The sequence below is a fragment of the Streptomyces sp. 7N604 genome (assembly GCF_052245475.1).
Taxonomy (GTDB): domain Bacteria; phylum Actinomycetota; class Actinomycetes; order Streptomycetales; family Streptomycetaceae; genus Streptomyces.
On sequence record NZ_JBQQBX010000026.1, the window covers coordinates 54,597 to 76,297 of the forward strand.

The following is a 21,701-nucleotide window of genomic DNA, read 5'->3' on the forward strand; positions in this document are numbered from 1 at the left end:
CTAGCGCAGCTCCTTGGGCGGCGTGCGGTCCGCGTCCACCTTCTCCGTGCGCTCCAGCGCCGCCCACACGATGTAGCGGTACTTCGACGTGAAGACCGGCGTGCAGGTCGTCAGCGTGATGTAGCGGCCGGCCTTCTTCCTGCCCGACTCCTTCGGTACGGGGTCGAGCACCTTCACGTTGTACTTCGACGTCTCCGGCAGCGTCGCGTAGACCTTGTAGACATACCAGGTGTCGCGGGTCTCGAAGACCACCGCGTCGCCCTCGCCGATCTTGTCGATGTTGTGGAACTTCGCGCCGTGCCCGTCCCGGTGTGCGGCGAGCGTGAAGTTGCCCTTCTTGTCCCAGGGCATCGCCGACTTCACGGGCTTGGTGTAGAACCCGGCCACACCGTTGTTGAGCTCCTTGGTGCCCGTCCCCTTGGTGACCAGCACCTCCCCGCTGCTCATCGCCGGGACGTGAAGGAAGCCGATCCCGTCCTTGGTGTCCAGCTCGCCCGGCCCCTTCGCCGCCCAGCGGTCGCGGACCTCGTCGCCCTTCTTCGCGGCATCGCGGTCCGCGAGGACGTTCGTCCACCACAGCGAGTAGACGACGAACAGGGCGAGCACCAGGCCCGCCGTGATGAGGAGTTCGCCGATGACGCTGACGACGGCGGCTGTCCGCCTGAACGTACGGCGCCGGCGCTGCGGTGGACGCGCCTCGGTGTCCTGTGCGTGCTGGGTCGCTGCCACCGCGTCCTGCTCCGTTTCCACTGGGGTGAGATGAAGGTCTAGCCGACGAGCGCGTCCGGCTTGCCCTTGCTGCGCGGCCGCTCATCGACCATCTTGCCCCAGACGATCATCCGGTAGGTACTGGTGAATTCGGGGGTGCAGGTCGTCAGCGTGATGTAGCGGCCCGGTCCGGTGAACCCGGAGCCCGGCGGCACCGGACGGATCACGCCGATGTTGGCCGGCGAGGTCTGCCGGAGGATGCTCGCCATCTCATACGTGTAGAAGGCGTTCCGCGTCTCGACGATGATCTCGTCGCCCGGGTCGAGCCTGTTGATGTAGCGGAACGGCTCGCCGTGCGTGTTGCGGTGCCCGGCGACCGCGAAGTTGCCCTTCTTGTCCCAGGGCATCCCGGTCTTCAGCTTGCCGTCGGCGTAGTGGCCGACCATGCCGCGGTCGAGGACCTTGTGCTTGTCGATGCCCTCGGCGATCGGGACCTTCACATCCAGCTTGGGGATGTACATGATGGCGAAGCCCTGGCCGGGCGCGAACGCCCCCGCCCTGCGGTCGTCCTCCGCGCCGTCCTGGCCCCACTCCTTCTGCAGGTTGTTGGCGGCGCCACCGGCCTGCGCGTGGGCGAGGACGTTGGTGTACCAGAGCTGGTAGGTCACGAACAGCAGCATCAGCACGCCGATCGTGATGAACAGCTCACCGACGACCCGGCTGGCGACGACCCCGGGCGGGTCCTTGCGCGCCCGCGCCAGCCGCCGGGCCTCGAGCCGGGAGGTGGGCGCGGGGCTGTCCGCGGCCGCCGCGGCAGGGGCGTTCGCGGGCCGGCGGCGCCCGCGAGCACGCCGACCGCCCCGCTTGCCCTTGGCCGCCTTGCGCCGCGCCGCACGGCCGCCGCCGGGCGGCGTCCCGGGCGGCGTCCCGGAGTCCCCGCTCCCGACGGTCTCGGGGACGCGCAGGGCGACCGTCTCGTCGTCGATCGGCGGCAGCGCGCCCGGCGGACCGTCAACGGCCGGATCGGCGGCAGGGGGGTCGGACACGGTCGGCAGCAGGGCGGTGGCACCCGCGTCCGTCTGCGGGGAAGCGGCGGCCTGCCGCGCGGCTTCCTGGACGGCCTGCCGGGCCGCCTGCCGGATGGCCTCGACCTGCTCGGGACTCGGGCTCCTCCGGGACTCGTACGCGGGCTCGTAGGCGCCCTCGTACGCCTCGCCGTTCCCGCGAGCCTCGCGGCTCTCGGCCTCGTAGCCCTCCTGTGGCCCATAGCCACCGCTTGGCTCGTAGCCCTCATAGCCCCCGTATGCCTCGGCCTGATACGGCTCGCCGGTCCGGTACGGCTCGCGAGCGCCGTAGGCCTCGTACGCCCCGGGCCCGCCGTACGTCTCCTGGCCCGCGGACTGCGCCGACGCCTGCCGGCCGTCCTGCGCCGGGGCCCCGCCCTCGTTTCCGGGCCCGTGGCCCTGCCCCGGCAGCGGGTCGTTCAGCGGGTCGTCCATGCGCCCCACAGCCGCCTCGAACGCATCTGCGTCGCCGTACGGCTCTCCGTACGGCGACGCGGATTCGCGCTCGGGGCGGAGTGCCGTCACGCGCCGACCCTGCCCACCACCGGCGCGAGGCCCGCCGACCGTTCCACGGCACCGGCGTCACCGCACGCCACCAGCCAGTTGGCCAGCATCCGGTGGCCCCACTCGGTGAGCACCGACTCGGGGTGGAACTGCACGCCCTCGACGGGCAGATCGCGGTGCCGCAGCCCCATCGCGACCCCGCTCCCGGTCCAGGCGGTGATCTCCAACTCGTCCGGGACCGTGTCGCGTTCGAGGGCCAGCGAGTGGTAGCGGGTCGCGGTGAAGGGCGACGGCACGCCCTGGAAGACGCCCACGCCCGCGTGCGTCACCCTCGACGTCTTGCCGTGCAGCAGCTCCGGCGCCCGGTCGACGACCCCGCCGTACGCGACCGCCATCGACTGCATCCCCAGGCACACCCCGAACACCGGCACCCCGGTGTCCGCGCAGTGCCGCACCATGTCGACGCAGACCCCCGCCTGCTCGGGCGTCCCGGGCCCGGGGGAGAGCAGCACGCCGTCGAACCCGTCCTGCGCATGGGCGAGTTCGACCTCGTCGTTGCGCCGCACCTCGCACTCGGCACCCAGCTGGTAGAGGTACTGGACGAGGTTGAAGACGAAGCTGTCGTAGTTGTCGACGACCAGGATGCGTGCGGTGCTCATCGTGCTGCCCGGCCTCCGTTGTCGACGGTCACGTCGTTGAACGGCAGCAGCGGTTCCGCCCACGGGAAGACGTACTGGAAGAGGACGAAGACGATCGCCAGTACGAGCACGAGCGAGATCAGCGCCCGCACCCATGTGTTCCCCGGCAGATGCCGCCAGATCCAGCCGTACATGCTGTCCCTACTTGCCGATGACGGTGTCGATTGCAGCACCAGAGTAAAGGGCCGCGGGTGTGGCCGGTGGGTCAGCTGCGCAATGCGTCCGGCTTGCCCCGCTCGACGGGCTGGGTGGCGTCCAGGTGCGCCCAGACGATCAGCCGGTGGCTGTGACCCCACTCGGGCTCGCAGGTGGTCAGCGTCAGATAGCGGCCGGGGCCCGCGTACCCCGCCTTCTCCGGGACCGGGTCGAGGACGGCGGTGTCGGTCGGCAGCGTGCGGTGGGGCTCGCGGTCGATGCGGTACGTGAACCAGGTGGTGCCGTCGCCCAGCACCACCGCGTCGCCGGGGCGCAGCTCGGGGACGTCCTTGAACGGGTCGCCGTAGGTGCGGCGGTGGCCGGCGACCGCGAAGTTCCCGGTCGTCCCGAGGCGGGCGGTACGGGCGTAGTGGCCGAGGCCCTTCTTGAGGGTGCCGGTGTCCGTGCCCTCGAGGACCGGCTTGGCCCAGCCGGAGCCGAAGCGCGGGATGTACATGACGGCGAACGGCGCCCCGTCCTCGTACGGCTTCTGCTGCCGCTCGGGTTCACCGTCACCCTCGGCCGGTTTCGCGTCCGGCACAGGGCCGGTCGACCACTGCTCCTCGAGCCGGTCGATCTGGCCGTCCATCGCGCGGTCGGCCTGTACGCCCGTCCAGAACAGCACGTAGACGACGAAGAGCACGATGACGGTGCCGACGGTGACGCAGAGCTCGCTGAACGTTCTGACGATCAGTCGCACGGCCACCGTGCCGAACCTCCGTCCCCGGCTGCCCCTCGGGCCTGCTGCTCCCCGGGCTCGCTACTCCACGGGCTTGGCGTAGTGGAGATCCACTGTGCCGGAGTAGCCGGGAAGAGTCACCGCCCTGTGCGTATCGACTTTCCAGCCGAGCCCGTACGCGTTGACGTACTGCATGTAGTTCTGGATCGTCGGGGAGTCGGAGAGCGCCTTCTCCAGCCGGGGGACGCTGCCGACCGCGGTCACCTTGTAGGGCGGGGAGTAGACCCGGCCCTGGAGGATGAGCGTGTTGCCCACGCAGCGGACCGCGCTGGTGGAGATCAGCCGCTGGTCCATGACCTTGATGCCCTTGGCGCCGCCCTGCCAGAGCGCGTTGACCACGGCCTGGAGGTCCTGCTGGTGGATGACGAGGTCGTTGGGCTGCGGCTCGGGGACCCCGGGGATGCGGGCGGTGGCGTTCGGGGGCGCGTCGGTGAGGGTGACGGTCACGCCCTGGCCGGTGAGCTTCGTGGTGCCCGCGGCGTTCTCCAGGCCGCGGAGCCTGCGGTCCTCGGCCGCGCTGCTGCCGTCGTCGCGCTGGGCGAGCCGGTCGACCTGGGAGCGCGCGGTGGCGGCCTCGTCGTCGAGCTCATGGTTCTTGCGGCTGCGCTCCTGAATGAGGTCCGAGAGCTTCAGCATCGAGTCGTCGGTGCGCAGATTGGTGCCCTGTGCCGTATGGAAACTCGTCCAGAAGATGAGTCCGGCGAGGGCGAAGACCCCGGCGGTCAGCAGGCGCACGGGACGGAACCGGCGGGCCCGCGGGGGCCGGCCGGCGGGGGTGTCCGCTGAATTGCTCACCGTACCCTTATCTCCTTCGACGCCGCGGAAGCACTACGCTAACTGACGCCCGGGGGAGGCAGTGCTCCCCATCACGGACCGCCCCGGCGACGGAGAACCAAGCATTACCAAGCAGCTCTGCGCGGTCACGCAGCGCATCGACAGGAGAGACCCTCGTGCCGAAGTCACGTATCCGCAAGAAGGCCGATTTCACACCGCCGCCCGCGAAGCAGCAGACGAGCATCGACCTGTCCAGCGGCCGCCGCTGGGTGGCTCCGCTGATGCTGGCCATGTTCCTGATCGGCCTGGCCTGGATCGTCGTCTTCTACGTGACCACCGGGGACATGCCGATCGACGCCCTCGGCAACTGGAACATCGTCGTCGGCTTCGGCTTCATCGCAGCGGGGTTCGTGGTCTCCACGCAGTGGAAGTAGGCCCGTCCGCGACCCTTGCCCCAAGGTTGCCCACAGAGTTATCCACAGGCCTGTCCACATGGGGAAAAGGTCAGACGATCTGTGGATAACCTCCGGGCCGTTGACACCGGTGTGACAGATGGTACGTCGTATGTCGCACGAACGAGCCTTGATTTTGCTGGGAAAACGCAGGTCAGTGCGATAGCGGACAGCCGTTCCCCACAGCATGCACAAGATCCGACACCCGCTGTGGACAACTTGACGTCGAGGTTCCTCTTCAGCTCACTACGGCCCGGCTGGGGGCGAGGGAGAGGCGGGGACGAGCCGAGGGCGGCGGGCCCGCTCAGCCGGTGAGCTGGAGCGTCCGTATCCACACGACCGCGACGATCGCCAGCAGCGCCACCAGGCAGGTGACGCGCTGCACGAGGGCGCGGCGCTCGCGCGGCGCGTGCACCATCCCGTACGCGACGGCCGCGCCGACCACCAGCCCGCCGATGTGAGCCTGCCAGGCGATGTTGGCCCACGTGAAGGTGAAGACCAGGTTGAGCACGAGCAGGACGATGACGGGGCGCATGTCGTAGTTCATCCGCCGCATCAGCACCGCAGTCGCTCCGAGCAGACCGAAGATCGCGCCGGAGGCGCCGAGCGAGGGCTGGCCGGGGCCGGCGAGCCAGTAGGTGAGCGCGCTGCCGCCGAGCCCGGACAGCAGGTAGAGCGCGAGATAGCGCACCCGGCCGAGCGCGGCCTCGAGCGGCCCCCCGAGCCACCACAGGCCCAGCATGTTGAAGGCGATGTGCCACGGCGCCTGGTGCAGGAAGACCGCGGTCAGCAACCGGTACCACTGCCCCTCCGCGACGCCTTCCGTCGGCACGTAATAAGGCGGCGGTGGCCACTCGCCGACGAGGGCGAGCTCGTCGACAAGCCGGTCGCCGACGACGAGCACCGCGACGAAGACCGCGAGATTGAGGCCCAGAAGGATCTTGCTGATGAGGTGGGGGTCGGCGGTCACCGTGCCGCCCGCGATGGTGCGGGGCCGGGAAGCGTACGGCGCCTGCCCCTTGCCGGACGTGCCCTTGACGCAATCCGGGCACTGGAAGCCGACCGATGCGCTGACCATGCAGTCCGGGCAGATGGGCCGCTCACACCGGGCGCAGCGGACGCCGGTCTCGCGCTCCGGATGCCGGTAGCAGCCCGGCGTGCCCCCCGCGGCCGCGGGAGTGTCCGGGCTTCCTGGCTCCTGATCCATCGGTCCCTCGTCTCCTCCGCATGCGCGATCCCGGCTCGGCAGCAGCCGCGCAAAGACCGCCCCGCCCGTCATACGGACGGGCGGGGCGGGATGGTTCCCGTTCCGGTCAGCCTTCGCGGGTCTCCACGACGACCGACTCGATCACCACGTCCTTGAGCGGACGGTCGGTGCGCGGGTTGGTGGCGGTGGCCGCGATGGTGTCCACGACCTGCTGGCTCTTCGGGTCGGTGACCTCGCCGAAGATGGTGTGCTTGCCGGTCAGCCACGCGGTCGGCGCGACGGTGATGAAGAACTGCGAGCCGTTGGTGCCCGGCCCGGCGTTGGCCATGGCCAGCAGGTAGGGCTTGCTGAACGCGAGGTCCGGGTGGAACTCGTCGCCGAACTCGTAGCCCGGGCCGCCGGTGCCGTTGCCCAGCGGGTCACCGCCCTGGATCATGAAGCCACTGATCACCCGGTGGAAGACCGTGCCGTCGTACAGCCTGTCCTGGGAACGCTTGCCGGTCGCCGGGTGGGTCCACTCGCGAGTGCCCTCGGCAAGCTCGACGAAGTTCTTGACCGTCTTCGGCGCATGGTTCGGCAGGAGCCGGATCTCGATGTCGCCTTGGTTGGTCTTCAGGGTGGCGTAGAGCTGCTCAGCCACGATCTGCCTTCCGTAGTTCTCACTGACGTTTACCGATCCTCGCACGGACCTACTCGGGACGAGTAGCCGACGAACCGGCGCGGGTGCCACAGAACAGTGGGAAAGTCTGAGGAGGCTCCCCATCAGCGGTAGTTGATCTCCTATCGGGGAACTTGACCCGGATGCCCGTCCGCACATGCCATCCGACGAGCGAACGGGCATGATCTCTTATCGGGTGGAAAGGCGACAAAACGTACGCCACCGAGGAGGAGGAAATCCCGTGACCCGCAATCACAGCGTGCGCGCCGCGACAGGCACCGCGAAGGGCAGCGTGCTGCACGCCGCGGAGGTGGTGGCGCCATACGCCGGTACCGCAAGGGACCAGGCCGTGCACTACGCGCACGAGGCCCGCGTACGGCTGGCGCCCAAGGTGTCCCAGGCCGCGCACCAGGCCCGTCACACCGCACTCGTGCAGTACGACGCGCACCTCCAGCCGCGCCTGCGGCAGGGCATCAAACAGGCACGCGGGGCGCTGCCGCCGAAGGTGGACGCCGCCGCCATGCGCACCGCCAAGCGAGCGCGTACGGCCGCACGGCAGGCCGCCGACTACACCGCGCCCCGGCTCGGGCAGGCGGTCGCCGCCGCGGAGCCGGTGCGGGAAGAGGCGGTGCAGCGCAGCGCGGCGGCCTTCGCGGCACTGCGGAACCACGTGACCGCCGCGGACATCCAGAAGCTGGCGCGCCGGCGCCGGCTCCGCGCCCAGGGCGGCCGGGTGGCCAAGCGGTTCCTGGTACTCGGCATGCTGGCGTCGGGCGCCATCGCCGTCTGGAAGTGGTGGGACAAGCAGGCCAACCCGGACTGGCTGGTCGAGCCCCCGGCCGCCACGGAGCTCGGCGACCGCCCGCCGCTGACCTCGGTGGACGGCAGCGACACCCTGGATCCCGACGCCCAGGCGAAGCAGGCCGAGACGGAGGAGGGCAAGCGAGGCGACCAGCGCTGAGCTCTCCCCGGACCTGTCATCACGACCGGGAGCACCATCCCGGCCGGGACCGTCACCACAACGCCCCCTCACCGCGTTTTCGCAGGTGAGGGGGCGTTCTTTGGGTGGAGCCTAGGGGAGTCGAACCCCTGACATCTGCCATGCAAAGACAGCGCTCTACCAACTGAGCTAAGGCCCCGAGGGTGGTGGATCAAGCCGTCGAACCGCGTCCGGCTGAGTGCCGCAGACAAGAGTACCGGGTCTTCGGGAAGATCTCGCAAAGGATAAGGGGCTCCCCGTCGGCAATCACGCTCCGTAGGATGTCGCGCGAGGTTCGCAGCAGCGAAGGGGAGTCGTCATGGATGCCGCACAGCAGGAAGCCACCGCCAGAGCCCGTGAGCTGCAACGCAGCTGGTACGGCGAGCCGCTGGGGGCGCTCTTCCGCCGGCTGATCGACGACCTCGGCCTCAACCAGGCGCGGTTGGCCGCTGTGCTGGGGCTGTCCGCTCCGATGCTCTCGCAGCTGATGAGCGGCCAGCGCGCGAAAATCGGCAACCCGGCCGTCGTTCAGCGGGTTCAGGCACTCCAGGAGCTTGCGAGCCAGGTGGCGGACGGCAGCGTCAGCGCTGCCGAGGCCGCCAACCGCATGGAGGAGATCAAGAAGACCTCCGGCGGATCCGTGCTCAGCACGAGCTCCCAGAGCACGCCGAGTTCGGGGGCGCCGACCGTACGTCGCGTGGTCCGCGAGATCCAGTCGCTGCTGCGGTCGGTCGCGGCCGCGGGCGACATCATTGAAGCGGCGGACGCCCTCGCCCCCACCCAGCCGGAACTGGCAGAGTTCCTCAGGGTGTACGGCGCCGGGCGGACCGCGGAGGCGATCGCCCACTACGAGGCCCACCAGGGCTGAGCGCCGGCGGCAGGGGTGCGGTGGCGGTAGCAGTAGCGGTAGCGGTAGCGGTAGCGGTAGCGGTAGCGGTAGCCGGCAACGACGACTGAGGCAACAAAGGGGCGACGGGGAGCAATGGGTGAGATCTTCGCTGGTCGGTACGAGCTGATCGACCCGATCGGGCGCGGTGGGGTGGGCGCCGTCTGGCGCTCCTGGGACCACCGTCGGCGGCGTTATGTCGCGGCCAAGGTGCTGCAGCAGAGCGATGCGCACACGCTGCTCCGCTTCGTCCGCGAGCAGGCGCTGCGAATCGATCACCCACACGTGCTCGCCCCGGCGAGTTGGGCGGCCGACGACGACAAGGTCCTCTTCACCATGGACCTGGTGAGCGGCGGCTCCCTCGCCCACCTCATAGGGGACTACGGCCCGCTGCCTCCCCGGTTCGTCTGCACACTGCTCGACCAGCTGCTGTCCGGGCTCACCGCCGTGCACGCCGAGGGCGTGGTGCACCGCGACATCAAGCCCGCCAATATCCTTCTCGAAGCGACTGGAACGGGACGCCCCCATCTGCGGCTCTCGGACTTCGGCATCTCGATGCGCAAGGGCGAGCCCCGGCTCACCGAGACCAACTACGTCGTGGGCACGCCCGGTTACTTCGCGCCGGAGCAAATGATGGGCGCCGAGCCGGACTTCCCCGCGGACCTGTTCGCGGTCGGGCTCGTCGCGCTGTATCTGCTGACCGGCAGCAAGCCGGACTCCCAGGCACTCGTCGAGCACTTCATCTCGCACGGCGTGCCCGGCGCTCCCGAGGGCGTGCCGGAGCCGCTGTGGCAGGTGCTCGCGGGGCTCCTGCAACCGGACCCGCAGGCCCGCTTCCGTACGGCCACGGGGGCGCGCAAGGCCATTACGGCGGCCGCCGAGATGCTGCCGGAGGCCACGATCGAAGAGGAAGCGGTCGAGGTCTTCGATCAACTCGGGCCGCTGCCCGCGGGCTTCGGTCCGGACGGGCCGGTCGCGGGCGCGCAGGCAGGTCCCGTCGGAGGTGCGGGCCAGCCCGGCCCGCCCGGCCAGTCCGCCCCGTCCGGCACGCCGACATCGGCGATGTCCGAGACGGGCAGCTTCCATCTCCCGCCGCCCGGGCAGCAGCCTCAGCCGCTCGAGCAGCCGAACACTCCACCCACGCCGACCCCCACTCCGATGCCTGCGCCGGCTCCGATGCCGGCCGCTCCCCTGGCTCAGGGTCCCGCTCCATCGCATCCGTCCGCCCCCCTTCCCGCAAACGCGCCGGACATGGCCCAGGCTCCGACCGCCGCGGTCCGCCACGATTACGCTCCTACTCGTCCATACACCGCTCACGGCTCGCAGGTTCCCGCGCCGGGGACTCGGACAGCGACCGCTGCCCCGCTACGCCGACCGGGACCGCCCCCGAAGGTGGCGATCCCGGTGCTGGCCGTGGCGCTGCTGTGCTTGGCGGTCGGTTTCTGGGCTCTGGCCGCGAGCTGACTCACCAGCCGGGCGGCTGCCCGTACCGCTGGTCCTGCGGATGCACCACGGCGGTGGGCGGCTGCGGTGGCCGCGGCTGTTGCGACTGGTGCGGGAGCCCGGCCGGGCCGGCCGGTGCCGCCGCAGGTGCGCCCCCCGGTGCCCGCCGCCGCGCCACCAGCATCCACACGCCGAGCCCGACCAGCAGGACCGTACCGGCCCCGATACCTGCGGCCGCGACCAGCTTCATCGTGCCGCTCTGCTCGCTGTCCGCCGCGGTCTCACCCTTCTCCGCGGCCTCCCTGTCCTCGTCGGTGATACCGAATCCGGCCGCCGCGGCGTCTCCGTCGTACTGCGGGCCCGGCTTCGGCTCACCGTCGATGTTGAGCCGCAGCGTCAGCGAAATGTCGCCCTTCGTGAATTCCCTGACGTCCGGGTGGAGGCTGACGGCCAGGTAGTACCAGCCCGCGACTTGCATCGGGCTGACGTCGGTCGAGCTGTTGTAGCGGTTGGTGTAGGTGACCGGAGCGGTCGGCCCGGCCACCATCGCCGTCTGCTCGCCGTCGTAGGAGCTGGTGTCGCTGTCGACCCGCCCGCGCGCCGTGTTGTACAGCTCGTAGCTCAGGCCTGTGGCCGCGAAGCCGCTGTCCTCGGTCACCGTGGCGTTGGCCAGCTCCAGGCTGCCGGACAGCTGCTGCCCCCAGTCGAGCGGGACGCGGTAGAAGCGGGTCTCGCCGGGCCGCAGCTGGTCCTTCCACACGCCCGCGTCGAGTGCGGGCGCATCGTTGAAGCCGGTGCCGCCCTTCCGGCTCTGGCCCTGACCGGTCGGCGGGGTGGGGGACGCCGAGTTCCAGCTCGTCGGCGGCGTGGTCGGGGCAGTGCCCTTGACGCCCGGTTCGGACATATAGCGGATCTCGATCGGCCAGCGCCCCCGGTCGGCGGTCGCGTCGCTGGTCCGCTCGACTACGAAGTAGTACGAGCCCTGCTGTTGGCAGTTCCCGTCCTCCTCGAACTTGCGGGTGACGTAGCCGGCGATGGGACGGGCCTGCTCGCCGCTGCCGAACGACGCGTCACCGCTGTCGCATTCGGTGCCGTCGCTGCTCAGCAGCCTGACCTTGATCCCATCGGCGTACTTGACCGCGGTGCCGGGCTTCGGGGCCGCGACAGCGGACAGGAAGGCGGTGGACTTCCCGTCCAGAGAGTGACCCCGTAGTAGACCTCGTCGCCCGGGCCGATGGTGTCGGTGTAGACACCCGGTTGAAGTACCTGCGCGTCCGCGCTGCTCGTCTTGCCGCTCGCCTTCTTCGCATCGTCCGCGGTCCTGTACGTTGGCAGGCTCTCGGACCCGTCACCCGGCGCCGCCAGCGCCTGCCCCGGTATCGCCGCCACCGCGCAGAGCGCCGCCACGGCGGCCAGGCCCGGCCAGCCCCTGCTGCGCTGCCTCATCACGCGCCACCCCTCGTCATCGGATCACTCGGCTCGCGCCTGCGCCGTACGAGCACCAGCACCGCGATCAGGACGATCAGGGCGCCGCCCGCCGCTGCGGCTATCGCAAGGCCGGTCCATCCTGCCCCGGACGCCCCGGCGTTGTCTGCGCGTGCGGCCGCTTTACCCTTTTCCTCCCCGCTCTTGTGGAGGACCGGGGCTTTGCGCTGGGGGCCGACGAGCTCGTCGCCGACCACGTCGACGCGAAGAACGACGCCAATCGCCGCGTTTTTGGCGATCTTTGATGCCTCGGGGCCGAGGGAGACGGCGATGTAGTAGTCGCCTGCCGCGCGCACCGGGACGGCCGCGCCGACGCTTTCCCAGCGGTTGGTCCAGGAGACCGGGACGGTACCGAGCTCCACCGAGAGGGGCTCGCCGTAGTAGGAGCGCTGGGCGGTGAACTCGCCGCCGGTGGCGACCGGCTGGCGGGCGGGCGCGTAGACCGCGGTGTCCGCGAACGAGCTCGCGCCGCTGCTGTCCTCGAGGGTCGGCTCGTTGGCGAAGTCGGCGGAGTACCGCAGCTGTTGTCCCCAGCCCACGTGGACCTTGTAGTAGCGCGTCTGGGCGGGGAGCAGCCGGTCCCGCCAGACGCCGCGCTCGAGCTGCTCCGCGTCGTTGAAGCCGGTGCCGCCGCTGACGTCCTTCGCGGTGCCGGTGGGAGGTACGGCGTCCTTGCCGGCCTTGCCGTATTCGGTCGCGGAGTGGGCGGGGACGAGGCCCTTCTTCAGCGGCTGCTCAGTGCCGTAACGCAGTTCGACGGGCCAGCGGGACTGGTCGGAACCGGATTCGCTCGAGCGGTGTAGAGAAAGCAGATAGCGCCCTGGCTCGTCGCAGAATGCGTCGCCGTCGGAGGAGGGGATGCGACTGACAGCGGTGGTGAGCGTCATCGCGCCTTCGTCCTGCCCGAAGCGGGCGTCTGCGCTGCCGCAGGTGGACCGGTACTCATTGGTGGAGGTCAGCTTGAGCTCGATCCCGTCGCCGTATGCGACTTTCACGCCGGGCTGGGGCACGGCCGTTACCGCCAGATCGGCGGTGGAGGCGGCGTCCAGTTCGGCCGCGTACCACCGGGTCTCGCCCGGGCCGATCGTGTCGACGTACTGGCCGGGGGTGATGGCAGGCGCGTCGCTCGCGCGCGAACCACCCGTGATCCGCTCGCCCTTGAAGCGGTAGCCGTCTGCCGAGAGCTGTGAGGCGCGCTGCAGCTGTCGTGCGAGGGCCTCCGCGTCCGGGGCGTCGTAGTACGAGCCGTGCCCTGCCTCGGCGATGCACTCCAGCTGGTCGCGGGCCTTGCCGCGAACCTGGAAGCCGATGGTGTCGATCCGCAGGTCGACGCCCCTCGCACCCAGTTGCTCGGCGACTTCGCAGGGCTGGGGAGTGCCGCAGTTGTCCTCGCCGTCGGAGATCAGCAGGATCGTGCGTCGGCCGAGGGAGCCGTCCGGGCGCTCGGGAAGGTCGCCGGCAGCTTTCCGCAGAGACAGGCCGATCGGTGTGTCGCCCTTGGGCTCCACATCGGCGACAGCCTGCTTGAGCGCTGCGCGGTCCAGCGGTTCGACGGGCCGGGCGAGCCGGGTGTCGTCGCAGCCCTTCGGCTTGTCGGCGCCATATACGCGCAGCCCGGTGGGATAGCCGTCGGGAAGCGAGTCCACCACTGTGCCAACGGCCTTGCGGGCGGAGGCTATTCGGGTACTGCCCGAGCCGTCGTCCTCGGCCATCGATCCGGAGGAGTCGAGCACCATGACCAAGCTGCTCTGTCCGTCTGCCACCGCATCCGGCGCACCCGGCGCCACCGGAGCCGCCGTCGCCGCCGTCGCCGGCAGCGGGGCCGTGACCAGCGCCAGCAGTGCGCCCCCCAACAGCACCCGAGCCGTCCAGCGATGTAGTCGTGCCATGTCCTGCGTCCCCCTCACCCGGAGCCCCTGTCGGCTTTGCTCATGCAAGGTATTGATTTGCTCAGGCAAACTCAAGGGGGCCGGTGTCACGGTCCAGCAACAGCAGAGGCCCCCGAACAGCACGAAGCCCCGGCCGCACAGCAGCCGGGGCCTGTCAGGACTGTTGGTGGCTCACACACCCGAACCTGAGGGCACGGAGTCGGTCGCCTCCGTCCACAGATCCTGCTCGGCGCGATCCGCCTGGATCTGGCGGTACACGAGGAGCCCGCCGATGGCGGCCAGTGCGACCAGGAGAAGCTTCTTCACCGCGCGACCTCGTCTTTCTTTGACGTAGGGGACCTCTGCCGCCCGACTATACACACCGGTCGATACCGATCGGTGACCTATGCCGGGCTCAACTTCCTCACGCCGCAAACGACATCGGACCCGGCGGAGAAACTCCGTCCGGGCCCGATCACGCGGTGGGGCTAACAGGACTTGAACCTGTGGCCTCTTCCTTATCAGGGAAGCGCTCTAACCGTCTGAGCTATAGCCCCGCGCTGCACCGAAAGATTAGCGCACGTCGGGCGTAGTCCCAAAATCGATTCCCATGGTGCTACTCGTCCTCAGCCAGCGTCAGCTCGACCCCACCCACGAATCCCGCAGAGAGGTTATAGATGAACGCACCGAGCGTCGCCAGGGCGGTGGCCAGCACCACATCGATCACCGCGATGATCGACGTGAACATCAGCACCCGCGGAAGCGACAGGAAAGCCTCCAAGTCGAAGCCGTTGCCGTCGGACGATCCCGTCGCCTCGCTGATGGTCCCGCCGACGGTGCTGAAAACACCCATGGCGTCCATGACCATCCACAGCACGCCGACCGCCACGATGGTGCAGATCCCCAGCGCGATGGACAGCAGGAAGCTGACCTTCATCACCGACCACGGATCGGCCTTGGCCACCCGCAGCCGCGCCTTACGGGTGCGGGGCGTCGTACGGGCCCCCGTACGCGGCCGCCGTACGGCCTGGGGAGCCGCGCCGCCCGGCGCGGCAACCGGGGGCGACGGGTACGCCTGCGGCGGGTGGTACGGCTGCGCTCCCTGCTGGGTGTGCTGCGAGTGCTGACCTTGAGTCTGCGGTTGGGATTGAGGCTGGGGCTGGTGCTGGGGTTGTGGCTGCCCAGAACTGGCGGCCGGGCCACGGGCGCCCTCCACGGTCATGGATCCCGAGGGCGTGTGCCCCTCGGGTCTCCGACCGCCCGCCCCGGCGCCCGTGGCTCCACTCACGATCTACTCCTCGTGCTCGTCGGCCGGGGCCTCCGCACCCTCGGCCGCCTCCGGCGCGGTGTCCTCGGCTGCATCGGCCAGTTCCTCGACCTCTTCAGCCTCACGACCCGCCTCGGCGTTCCGGGCGATACCGACCACGGCATCGCGCTTGCCCAGGTTGATCAGTTGGACGCCCATGGTGTCACGGCCCGTCTCCCTGACCTCGTTGACCCGCGTGCGGATCACGCCGCCGCTCAGCGTGATGGCAAGGATCTCGTCGTTCTCCTCCACCACCAGAGCGCCGACCAGGGACCCGCGGTCCTCCACGATCTTGGCGGCCTTGATGCCGAGGCCACCGCGACCCTGGACGCGGTACTCGTCGACGTTCGTGCGCTTCGCGTACCCGCCGTCGGTGGCGGTGAACACGAACGTACCGGGCCGGACGACATTCATCGAGAGGAGTTCGTCACCCTCGCGGAAACTCATGCCCTTCACTCCGGACGTCGCCCGCCCCATGGGGCGCAGCGCATCGTCCGATGCCGTGAACCGGATGGACTGAGCCTTCTTGCTGATAAGGATCAGATCGTCATCCGCCGACACCAGCTCCGCGCCGATCAGCTCGTCCTCGCGACCGTCGTCCATCTCCCGGAGATTGATCGCGATGACACCACCCGAGCGCGGCGAGTCGTAGTCCTTCAGCGGCGTCTTCTTCACCAGGCCCGACTTCGTGGCCAGCACCAGATAAGGAGCCGCCTCGTAGTCACGGATGGCGAGGATCTCGGCGATCTGCTCGTCCGGCTGGAACGCCAGCAGGTTGGCCACGTGCTGCCCCCGCGCATCGCGCCCGGCGTCCGGAAGCTCGTACGCCTTCGCCCGGTACACGCGGCCCTTGTTGGTGAAGAACAGCAGCCAGTGGTGGGTGGTCGACACGAAGAAGTGGTCGACGATGTCGTCCTGCTTCAGCTTCGTGCCGCGCACACCCTTGCCGCCGCGCTTCTGCGAACGGTAGTCCTCGGTCTTCGTCCGCTTCACGTAGCCGCCGCGCGTGATCGTGACGACGATGTCCTCTTCGGCGATCAGGTCCTCGATGGACATGTCGCCCTCGAAGGGCACCAGCTTGCTGCGCCGGTCGTCGGCGTACTTCTCGACGATCGCGTTCAGCTCGGAGCTGACGATCTGCCGCTGCCGCAAGGGCGAGGCCAGGATCGCGTTGTACTCGTTGATCTTCGCCTGCAGATCGTCGTGCTCCTGAACGATCTTCTGGCGCTCCAGGGCGGCCAGCCGGCGCAGCTGCATCTCCAGGATCGCGTTCGCCTGGATCTCGTCGATCTGCAGCAGGCCCATCAGGCCCTCGCGCGCCACATCGACCGTCTCGCTGCGCCGGATCAGCGCGATGACCTCGTCGATCGCGTCCAGCGCCTTGAGCAGACCACGCAGGATGTGGGCCCGCTCCTCGGCCTTCCGCAGCCGGAACTTGGTGCGGCGGACGATGACCTCGATCTGGTGCGTGACCCAGTGCCGGATGAACGCGTCCAGCGACAGCGTGCGGGGCACGCCGTCCACCAGCGCGAGCATGTTGGCGCCGAAGTTCGTCTGCAGATCCGTGTGCTTGTACAGGTTGTTGAGGACGACCTTGGCGACCGCGTCCCGCTTCAGCACGATGACCAGGCGCTGGCCCGTACGGGAGGAGGTCTCGTCCCGGACGTCGGCGATCCCGCCGACCTTCCCGTCCTTCACCAGGTCGGCGATCTTCTGCGCGAGATTGTCCGGGTTCACCTGGTACGGCAGCTCGGTGACCACCAGGCACTGGCGGCCCTGGATCTCCTCGACCTCCACCACCGCGCGCATGGTGATCGAGCCCCGCCCGGTGCGGTACGCCTCCTCGATGCCCCTGCGGCCCACGACGAGAGCGCCGGTCGGGAAGTCCGGGCCCTTGATCCGCTCGACGAGCGCGTCCAGCAGCTCCTCGTGCGAGGCATCCGGGTGCTCCAGCGCCCACTGCGCACCGGCCGCCACCTCCCGCAGGTTGTGCGGCGGGATGTTGGTGGCCATACCGACTGCGATACCGGCGGAGCCGTTGATCAGCAGGTTCGGGAAGCGGGACGGCAGGACGGTCGGCTCCTGGTTCCGGCCGTCGTAGTTGTCCTGGAAGTCGACGGTCTCCTCGTCGATGTCCCGGAGCATCTCCATGGACAGCGGAGCCATCTTGCACTCGGTGTACCGCATGGCGGCCGCCGGATCGTTGCCCGGGGAGCCGAAGTTGCCGTTGGAGTCGACCAGCGGCATCCGCATGGACCACGGCTGGGCCAGGCGCACCAGAGCGTCGTAGATCGAGGAGTCGCCGTGCGGGTGGTACGTACCCATGACGTCGCCGACGACGCGGGCGCACTTGTAGAAGCCCCGTTCGGGCCGGTAGCCGCCGTCGTACATCGCGTAGAGCACGCGGCGGTGCACGGGCTTGAGGCCGTCACGGACGTCGGGCAGCGCACGCGACACGATGACGGACATCGCGTAGTCGAGGTAGCTGCGCTGCATCTCCGTCTCGAGCCCGACGGGCTCGACGCGCATGCCCACACCCTCGACGGCCGCGGGCGTGCCCTCGGGGGTGACGGTGGTCTCGGGGATGTCGGGAGTTGGGGTGTCGTCGGCCATTGCTGGTCAACGTCCTTTCGAAGTTCGGGCCCGGGCGGCAGGCAGGCCGGGGGAGTGCAGGCCGACTCAGATGTCGAGGAAGCGGACGTCCTTCGCGTTGCGCTGGATGAACGAGCGCCGTGCCTCGACGTCCTCCCCCATCAGCACCGAGAACAGGTCGTCGGCCTGGGCGGCGTCGTCCAGGGAGACCTGACCGAGAACGCGGTGGTCGATGTCCATGGTGGTGACCCGCAGTTCCTCCGCGTTCATCTCACCCAGACCCTTGAAGCGCTGAACGGAGTCGTCCCTGATCCGCTTGCCGTTCTGCCGACCCAGCTCGATCAGGGCGTCACGCTCGCGGTCGGAGTACGCGTACTCGAAGTCGTCACGGCCCCACTTGATCTTGTAGAGCGGCGGGCGGGAGAGGTAGACGTGCCCCGCCTCCACCAGCGGCCGCATGAAGCGGAAGAGGAAGGTCAGCAGCAGCGTGTTGATGTGCTGTCCGTCGACATCAGCGTCCGCCATAAGGATGATCTTGTGGTAGCGGAGCCTGTCGATGTCGAAGTCCTCATGGACGCCGGTACCGAAGGCCGAGATCAGCGCCTGGACCTCCTGGTTCTGGAGGATCTTGTCGACGCGCGCCTTCTCGACGTTAAGGATCTTGCCGCGGATCGGCAGGATGGCCTGGTACTCGGGGTTGCGGCCGGACTTCGCCGAGCCGCCCGCGGAGTCACCCTCGACGATGAAGATCTCGCACTTCGTCGGGTCGTTGGACTGGCAGTCGCTCAGCTTGCCCGGCAGCGACGCGCTCTCCAACAGGCCCTTGCGGCGGGTGAGGTCGCGCGCCTTGCGGGCCGCGACCCGGGCCGTGGCGGCCTGGATGCCCTTGCGGACGATGTCCGCGGCCTCGTTGGGGTTGCGGTCCAGCCAGTCGGTCAGGTGCTCGTGGGCGATCTTCTGGACGAAGGTCTTGGCCTCCGTGTTGCCCAGCTTGGTCTTCGTCTGACCCTCGAACTGCGGCTCGCCCAGCTTGACCGAGATGATCGCGGTCAGACCCTCGCGGATGTCCTCCCCGGTGAGGTTGTCGTCCTTCTCACGCAGCAGCCGCTTGTCGCGCGCATAGCGGTTGATCAGGCCCGTGAGCGCTGCCCGGAAGCCCTCTTCGTGCGTGCCGCCCTCATGGGTGTGGATGGTGTTCGCGAAGCTGTAGACACCCTCGCTGTACTGCGAGTTCCACTGCATGGCGACCTCCACCGAGAGCATGCGCTCCTTGTCCTCGGCTTCGATGGAGATCACCGAGGGGTGTACGAGGTCGCCCTTGCGGGAGTTGAGGTACTTCACGAAGTCGACAATGCCGCCCTCGTAGAAGTACCGGACCGAGAGCGGCTTTCCGTCCTCGTCGACGTGGTCCGGGCGCTCGTCGGTCAGCGAGATGGCCAGGCCCTTGTTGAGGAACGCCATCTCCTGGAAGCGCCGGGACAGCGTCTCGAAGGAGTAATCAGTCGTCTCGAAAATGTCCGGATCTGCCCAGAAAGTAACGGTTGTTCCTGTGTGGTCGACCGCCTCGTTCTTCGCCAACGGCGCCGTCGGCACACCGAGCTTGTAGTCCTGTGTCCACCGGTGGCCGTCGCTGCAGACCTCGACCGACACCTTGGACGACAGCGCGTTGACCACAGAGACACCGACACCGTGCAGGCCGCCGGAGACGGCATAGCCGCCACCGCCGAACTTGCCGCCCGCGTGGAGGACGGTCAGCACGACCTCGACAGCGGGCTTCCCCTCGGAGGGGACGATGCCCACGGGGATACCACGGCCGTTGTCGACGACCCGGACCCCGCCATCGGGGAGGATCGTGACGTCGATGGTGTCGGCGTGCCCGGCCAGAGCCTCGTCGACGGAGTTGTCGACGACCTCGTACACGAGGTGGTGCAGGCCCCGCTCACCGGTCGACCCGATGTACATGCCAGGTCGCTTGCGGACCGCGTCCAGGCCCTCGAGGACCGTGATCGCACTCGCGTCATACGACGGCTTGTCGGCGGTGGAAGCGGTGTTGTTCTCGTTGAGGTTGCCGGAATCGGCCACGAAGCGCCCTTTCTGGCACAGCACAAGCCGTCTCCGGGCATACGGGAGCGGCTGCGTCGTTCGACATGTTCCGCGATTGGGCGGGATTGGTCCCTAGTCTACCGGTAGCGCGGACATGAATGGGGGTTTGCGAGTGCCTGAGTCCTCATGTGGCGCCCTGAACTGCCATCCGCCGACTCCCCATATGCGCCCCGGGGCTCCGAGAGGCTCACAGAGGCGCTCAGCGCTTCCGAGCGTCAACCCTCCACTACGGTGAGGGACGCCCAGGTCGTGTGTGCCCGCTCACTCACCCGTAGGTGTCGCCCGGGCCCCGGCTGCCCGGGGCGCGAAGCGGGCCGAAGCGCTGCTGCGGCCCGCCCGGACCCAGCACCTTGATCAGCTTGACCGTGCCCTGCCCGAGGTCCGCGTTGAGCCGGGCGACGAGCTGCGGCGCGAGCAACCGCAGCTGGGTCGCCCAGGCCGTCGAGTCGCACTGCACGGTCAGCACCTGCGCATCCTCGTCGTACTTCAGCGGTGCGCAGTGCTGCGCCACGTCGGGCCCCACGATCTGCGGCCAGCGGCCCATCACCCCGCCGACCGCGGCCGGAGTCTCCCAGCCACGCTCGGTGATCAGCCGGTTGATCGCGGCGCCGAGCGGCAGCGGATCCCGGCCGTCGGCACGCGCCCCGGAACGCAGGCCGCCACGCCTGGCCTGCTTCTTCTGCTGCGCCGCGGCGCCACGGGCCCGCGCCTGTTCCTTCGCCGCCCGCAGCGCTACCCGCGCCAGGTCCACCCCCGAGGGCTCGGGCTGCTTGCGGGGCTCCGGAGTCTCCGGGGACTGCCCGGTCATGTGCGCTTCACCACACCGTCCGCCACCGTGAAGCGCGTCCCCGCCAGCACGCCCGGCACATCGTCGTCCACAGCCGCCGTCACCAGCACCTGCTCGCCCGGCGCGACCAGCTCGGCCAGCCGCTCCCGGCGCCGCTCGTCCAGCTCCGCGAAGACGTCGTCCAGAACGAGCACCGGCTCTCCCGCCCGTCGCCCGCCACCGCCCTCACTCGAAGGTGCTCCGGGACCCTCGGCGCGCAGCAGGTCGTACGAGGCCAGGCGCAGCGCGAGCGCGTACGACCAGGACTCGCCATGGCTGGCGTACCCCTTGGCCGGAAGGCGCCCGAGCCCCAGCAGCAGATCGTCCCGGTGTGGTCCGACCAGCGTCACACCGCGCTCGATCTCCTGCCTGCGGGCCTCGCCCAGCGCACCGAGCAGCAGCTCGTAGAGATCCTCCCGGCTGCCCGCCGCGCCGAGCCCCTCGCCCGCCGAGCACCGGTAGTCGAGCGCGACGGGCCCGCCGCCGGGCGCCAGCTGGTCGTACGCCTTGTCGGTGAGCGGCTGGAGCGCCGCGATCAGGTCCAGGCGCTGCGCCAGCAGCTCGGCGCCGGCCCGCGCCAGGTGCTGGTCCCAGACGTCGAGGGTGGACAGATCCGCCCCCCCAGACTTCGTCGCGGGAGGTGCCCCCGCGCGGCCGCCGTGCCTGCGCGCCATGGCCGCGCTCTTGAGAAGGGTGTTGCGCTGCTTGAGAACCCGGTCGTAGTCGGAGCGGACTCCGGCCATGCGCGGCGAGCGGGCGGTGATCAGCTCGTCGAGGAAACGGCGGCGCTCGCCGGGATCGCCCTTGACCAGGGCGAGGTCCTCGGGCGCGAAGAGGACGGTACGGACCAGGCCGAGGACGTCACGTGGCCTGACCTGCGAGGAACGGTTGATCCGAGCGCGGTTCGCCTTCCCCGGGTTCAGCTCGAGCTCGATCAGCTGCTGCCGGTCGCCCTGGACGACCGCCGCCCGGATGATCGCCCGGTCGGCACCCATCCGCACCAGCGGTGCGTCGGAGGAAACCCGGTGGCTGCCCAGCGTGGCGAGATAGCCGACCGCCTCGACGAGATTCGTCTTTCCCTGGCCATTGGGCCCCACGAAAGCCGAGACGCCCGGTTCGAGCGGGACTTCGACGCCGGCGTACGAGCGGAAGTCGGCGAGCGACAGATGCGTGACGTGCATGGCGCGCTGCGGCCTGCGCCGCCGACCTCCCTC

At 69.5% G+C, this 21,701-nt stretch carries 20 protein-coding genes and 2 tRNA genes; 4 read left to right on the plus strand and 18 right to left on the minus strand.

The genetic code is table 11. From position 1 onward, the window contains the following. The 6 genes from ACTWP8_RS26840 to ACTWP8_RS26865 form a co-directional block, all read right to left on the minus strand. On the minus strand, positions 1-729 hold the full coding sequence (locus ACTWP8_RS26840; protein WP_443324687.1) for a class E sortase: 729 nt from the start codon (positions 727-729) through the stop codon (positions 1-3). 38 nt (positions 730-767) lie between these two features. Then, positions 768-2,297 (minus strand): class E sortase, encoded by a 1,530-nt coding sequence (locus ACTWP8_RS26845; RefSeq protein WP_443324688.1) that lies wholly within the window; start codon positions 2,295-2,297, stop codon positions 768-770. Continuing rightward, positions 2,294-2,935, minus strand: a complete 642-nt coding sequence (locus tag ACTWP8_RS26850; protein ID WP_443316161.1) for an aminodeoxychorismate/anthranilate synthase component II — start codon at positions 2,933-2,935, stop codon at positions 2,294-2,296. Before ACTWP8_RS26850 ends, ACTWP8_RS26845 begins: the two co-directional genes overlap by 4 nt. Beyond that, a complete protein-coding gene (locus tag ACTWP8_RS26855) occupies positions 2,932-3,108 on the minus strand; it encodes a hypothetical protein (RefSeq protein WP_443316160.1) in 177 nt (58 codons plus the stop codon). The genes ACTWP8_RS26850 and ACTWP8_RS26855 overlap by 4 nt, the downstream gene beginning before the upstream one ends. A 71-nt stretch (positions 3,109-3,179) precedes the next feature. Continuing rightward, positions 3,180-3,875: a class E sortase gene (locus ACTWP8_RS26860; protein ID WP_443324689.1), complete on the minus strand. Its 696-nt coding sequence runs from the start codon at positions 3,873-3,875 to the stop codon at positions 3,180-3,182. A gap of 54 nt (positions 3,876-3,929) precedes the next feature. After that, positions 3,930-4,703, minus strand: a complete 774-nt coding sequence (locus tag ACTWP8_RS26865; protein ID WP_443316158.1) for a DUF881 domain-containing protein — start codon at positions 4,701-4,703, stop codon at positions 3,930-3,932. Between the two features lie 155 nt (positions 4,704-4,858). Between ACTWP8_RS26865 and crgA the strand changes: the two genes are divergently transcribed. Then, complete coding sequence (gene crgA, locus ACTWP8_RS26870) at positions 4,859-5,116, plus strand: cell division protein CrgA (protein WP_443316157.1); 258 nt, start codon at positions 4,859-4,861, stop codon at positions 5,114-5,116. A gap of 322 nt (positions 5,117-5,438) precedes the next feature. Here crgA and ACTWP8_RS26875 read toward each other — a convergent pair whose 3' ends face one another. Together ACTWP8_RS26875 and ACTWP8_RS26880 are read right to left on the minus strand one after the other, a co-directional pair. Then, positions 5,439-6,341: a rhomboid family intramembrane serine protease gene (locus ACTWP8_RS26875; RefSeq protein ID WP_443324690.1), complete on the minus strand. Its 903-nt coding sequence runs from the start codon at positions 6,339-6,341 to the stop codon at positions 5,439-5,441. A 106-nt stretch (positions 6,342-6,447) separates the two neighbouring features. Further along, a complete protein-coding gene (locus ACTWP8_RS26880) occupies positions 6,448-6,981 on the minus strand; it encodes a peptidylprolyl isomerase (protein WP_443316238.1) in 534 nt (177 codons plus the stop codon). A gap of 259 nt (positions 6,982-7,240) precedes the next feature. On the opposite strand from ACTWP8_RS26880, the gene ACTWP8_RS26885 reads away from it, so the two are divergent. Beyond that, positions 7,241-7,960, plus strand: coding sequence for a DUF5324 family protein (locus tag ACTWP8_RS26885; RefSeq protein WP_443324691.1), 720 nt, complete (start codon positions 7,241-7,243; stop codon positions 7,958-7,960). A gap of 105 nt (positions 7,961-8,065) precedes the next feature. Here the strand turns inward: ACTWP8_RS26885 and ACTWP8_RS26890 are convergent. Continuing rightward, positions 8,066-8,138 (minus strand) — tRNA-Ala (locus ACTWP8_RS26890). A 159-nt stretch (positions 8,139-8,297) separates the two neighbouring features. Between ACTWP8_RS26890 and ACTWP8_RS26895 the strand changes: the two genes are divergently transcribed. Together ACTWP8_RS26895 and ACTWP8_RS26900 are read left to right on the plus strand one after the other, a co-directional pair. Beyond that, positions 8,298-8,846 (plus strand): helix-turn-helix domain-containing protein, encoded by a 549-nt coding sequence (locus ACTWP8_RS26895; protein WP_443316154.1) that lies wholly within the window; start codon positions 8,298-8,300, stop codon positions 8,844-8,846. A gap of 114 nt (positions 8,847-8,960) precedes the next feature. Beyond that, complete coding sequence (locus ACTWP8_RS26900; RefSeq protein ID WP_443324692.1) at positions 8,961-10,328, plus strand: serine/threonine-protein kinase; 1,368 nt, start codon at positions 8,961-8,963, stop codon at positions 10,326-10,328. A gap of 1 nt (position 10,329) precedes the next feature. On the opposite strand, the gene ACTWP8_RS26905 is transcribed toward ACTWP8_RS26900, so the two are convergent. The 9 genes from ACTWP8_RS26905 to recF all read right to left on the minus strand — a co-directional run bounded on the left by ACTWP8_RS26905 (position 10,330) and on the right by recF (position 21,668). Further along, the gene (locus ACTWP8_RS26905; RefSeq protein WP_443324693.1) at positions 10,330-11,211 is read right to left on the minus strand and encodes a hypothetical protein; all 882 of its coding nucleotides are present in this window, start codon (positions 11,209-11,211) and stop codon (positions 10,330-10,332) included. Between the two features lie 541 nt (positions 11,212-11,752). After that, the gene (locus tag ACTWP8_RS26910; protein WP_443324694.1) at positions 11,753-13,681 is read right to left on the minus strand and encodes a vWA domain-containing protein; all 1,929 of its coding nucleotides are present in this window, start codon (positions 13,679-13,681) and stop codon (positions 11,753-11,755) included. A 171-nt stretch (positions 13,682-13,852) separates the two neighbouring features. Continuing rightward, on the minus strand, positions 13,853-13,987 hold the full coding sequence (locus ACTWP8_RS26915) for a DLW-39 family protein (protein WP_208809277.1): 135 nt from the start codon (positions 13,985-13,987) through the stop codon (positions 13,853-13,855). Positions 13,988-14,143: 156 nt separating this feature from the next. Then, positions 14,144-14,217 (minus strand) — tRNA-Ile (locus tag ACTWP8_RS26920). Between the two features lie 59 nt (positions 14,218-14,276). Further along, positions 14,277-14,948: a DUF3566 domain-containing protein gene (locus tag ACTWP8_RS26925; protein WP_443324695.1), complete on the minus strand. Its 672-nt coding sequence runs from the start codon at positions 14,946-14,948 to the stop codon at positions 14,277-14,279. A 3-nt stretch (positions 14,949-14,951) separates the two neighbouring features. Then, the gene (gyrA, locus tag ACTWP8_RS26930; protein ID WP_443324696.1) at positions 14,952-17,579 is read right to left on the minus strand and encodes a DNA gyrase subunit A; all 2,628 of its coding nucleotides are present in this window, start codon (positions 17,577-17,579) and stop codon (positions 14,952-14,954) included. A 66-nt stretch (positions 17,580-17,645) separates the two neighbouring features. Continuing rightward, the gene (gene gyrB, locus ACTWP8_RS26935; RefSeq protein WP_443324697.1) at positions 17,646-19,664 is read right to left on the minus strand and encodes a DNA topoisomerase (ATP-hydrolyzing) subunit B; all 2,019 of its coding nucleotides are present in this window, start codon (positions 19,662-19,664) and stop codon (positions 17,646-17,648) included. 262 nt (positions 19,665-19,926) lie between these two features. Beyond that, the gene (locus tag ACTWP8_RS26940) at positions 19,927-20,469 is read right to left on the minus strand and encodes a DUF721 domain-containing protein (protein WP_443324698.1); all 543 of its coding nucleotides are present in this window, start codon (positions 20,467-20,469) and stop codon (positions 19,927-19,929) included. Then, a complete protein-coding gene (gene recF, locus ACTWP8_RS26945; RefSeq protein ID WP_443324699.1) occupies positions 20,466-21,668 on the minus strand; it encodes a DNA replication/repair protein RecF in 1,203 nt (400 codons plus the stop codon). The genes ACTWP8_RS26940 and recF overlap by 4 nt, the downstream gene beginning before the upstream one ends. Positions 21,669-21,701 lie beyond the last annotated feature (33 nt).

Excerpts from the sequence above, each read along its gene's own strand:
- ACTWP8_RS26850 (WP_443316161.1), bottom strand. The coding sequence starts at position 2,935 with ATGAGCACCGCACGCATCCTGGTCGTCGACAACTACGACAGCTTCGTC.
- ACTWP8_RS26855 (WP_443316160.1), bottom strand. The coding sequence starts at position 3,108 with ATGTACGGCTGGATCTGGCGGCATCTGCCGGGGAACACATGGGTGCGG.
- ACTWP8_RS26875 (WP_443324690.1), bottom strand. The coding sequence starts at position 6,341 with ATGGATCAGGAGCCAGGAAGCCCGGACACTCCCGCGGCCGCGGGGGGC.
- ACTWP8_RS26895 (WP_443316154.1), top strand. The coding sequence starts at position 8,298 with ATGGATGCCGCACAGCAGGAAGCCACCGCCAGAGCCCGTGAGCTGCAA.
- ACTWP8_RS26900 (WP_443324692.1), top strand. The coding sequence starts at position 8,961 with ATGGGTGAGATCTTCGCTGGTCGGTACGAGCTGATCGACCCGATCGGG.
- ACTWP8_RS26905 (WP_443324693.1), bottom strand. The coding sequence starts at position 11,211 with ATGTCCGAACCGGGCGTCAAGGGCACTGCCCCGACCACGCCGCCGACG.
- ACTWP8_RS26910 (WP_443324694.1), bottom strand. The coding sequence starts at position 13,681 with ATGGCACGACTACATCGCTGGACGGCTCGGGTGCTGTTGGGGGGCGCA.
- gyrA (WP_443324696.1), bottom strand. The coding sequence starts at position 17,579 with ATGGCCGACGACACCCCAACTCCCGACATCCCCGAGACCACCGTCACC.
- ACTWP8_RS26940 (WP_443324698.1), bottom strand. The coding sequence starts at position 20,469 with ATGACCGGGCAGTCCCCGGAGACTCCGGAGCCCCGCAAGCAGCCCGAG.
- recF (WP_443324699.1), bottom strand. The coding sequence starts at position 21,668 with ATGCACGTCACGCATCTGTCGCTCGCCGACTTCCGCTCGTACGCCGGC.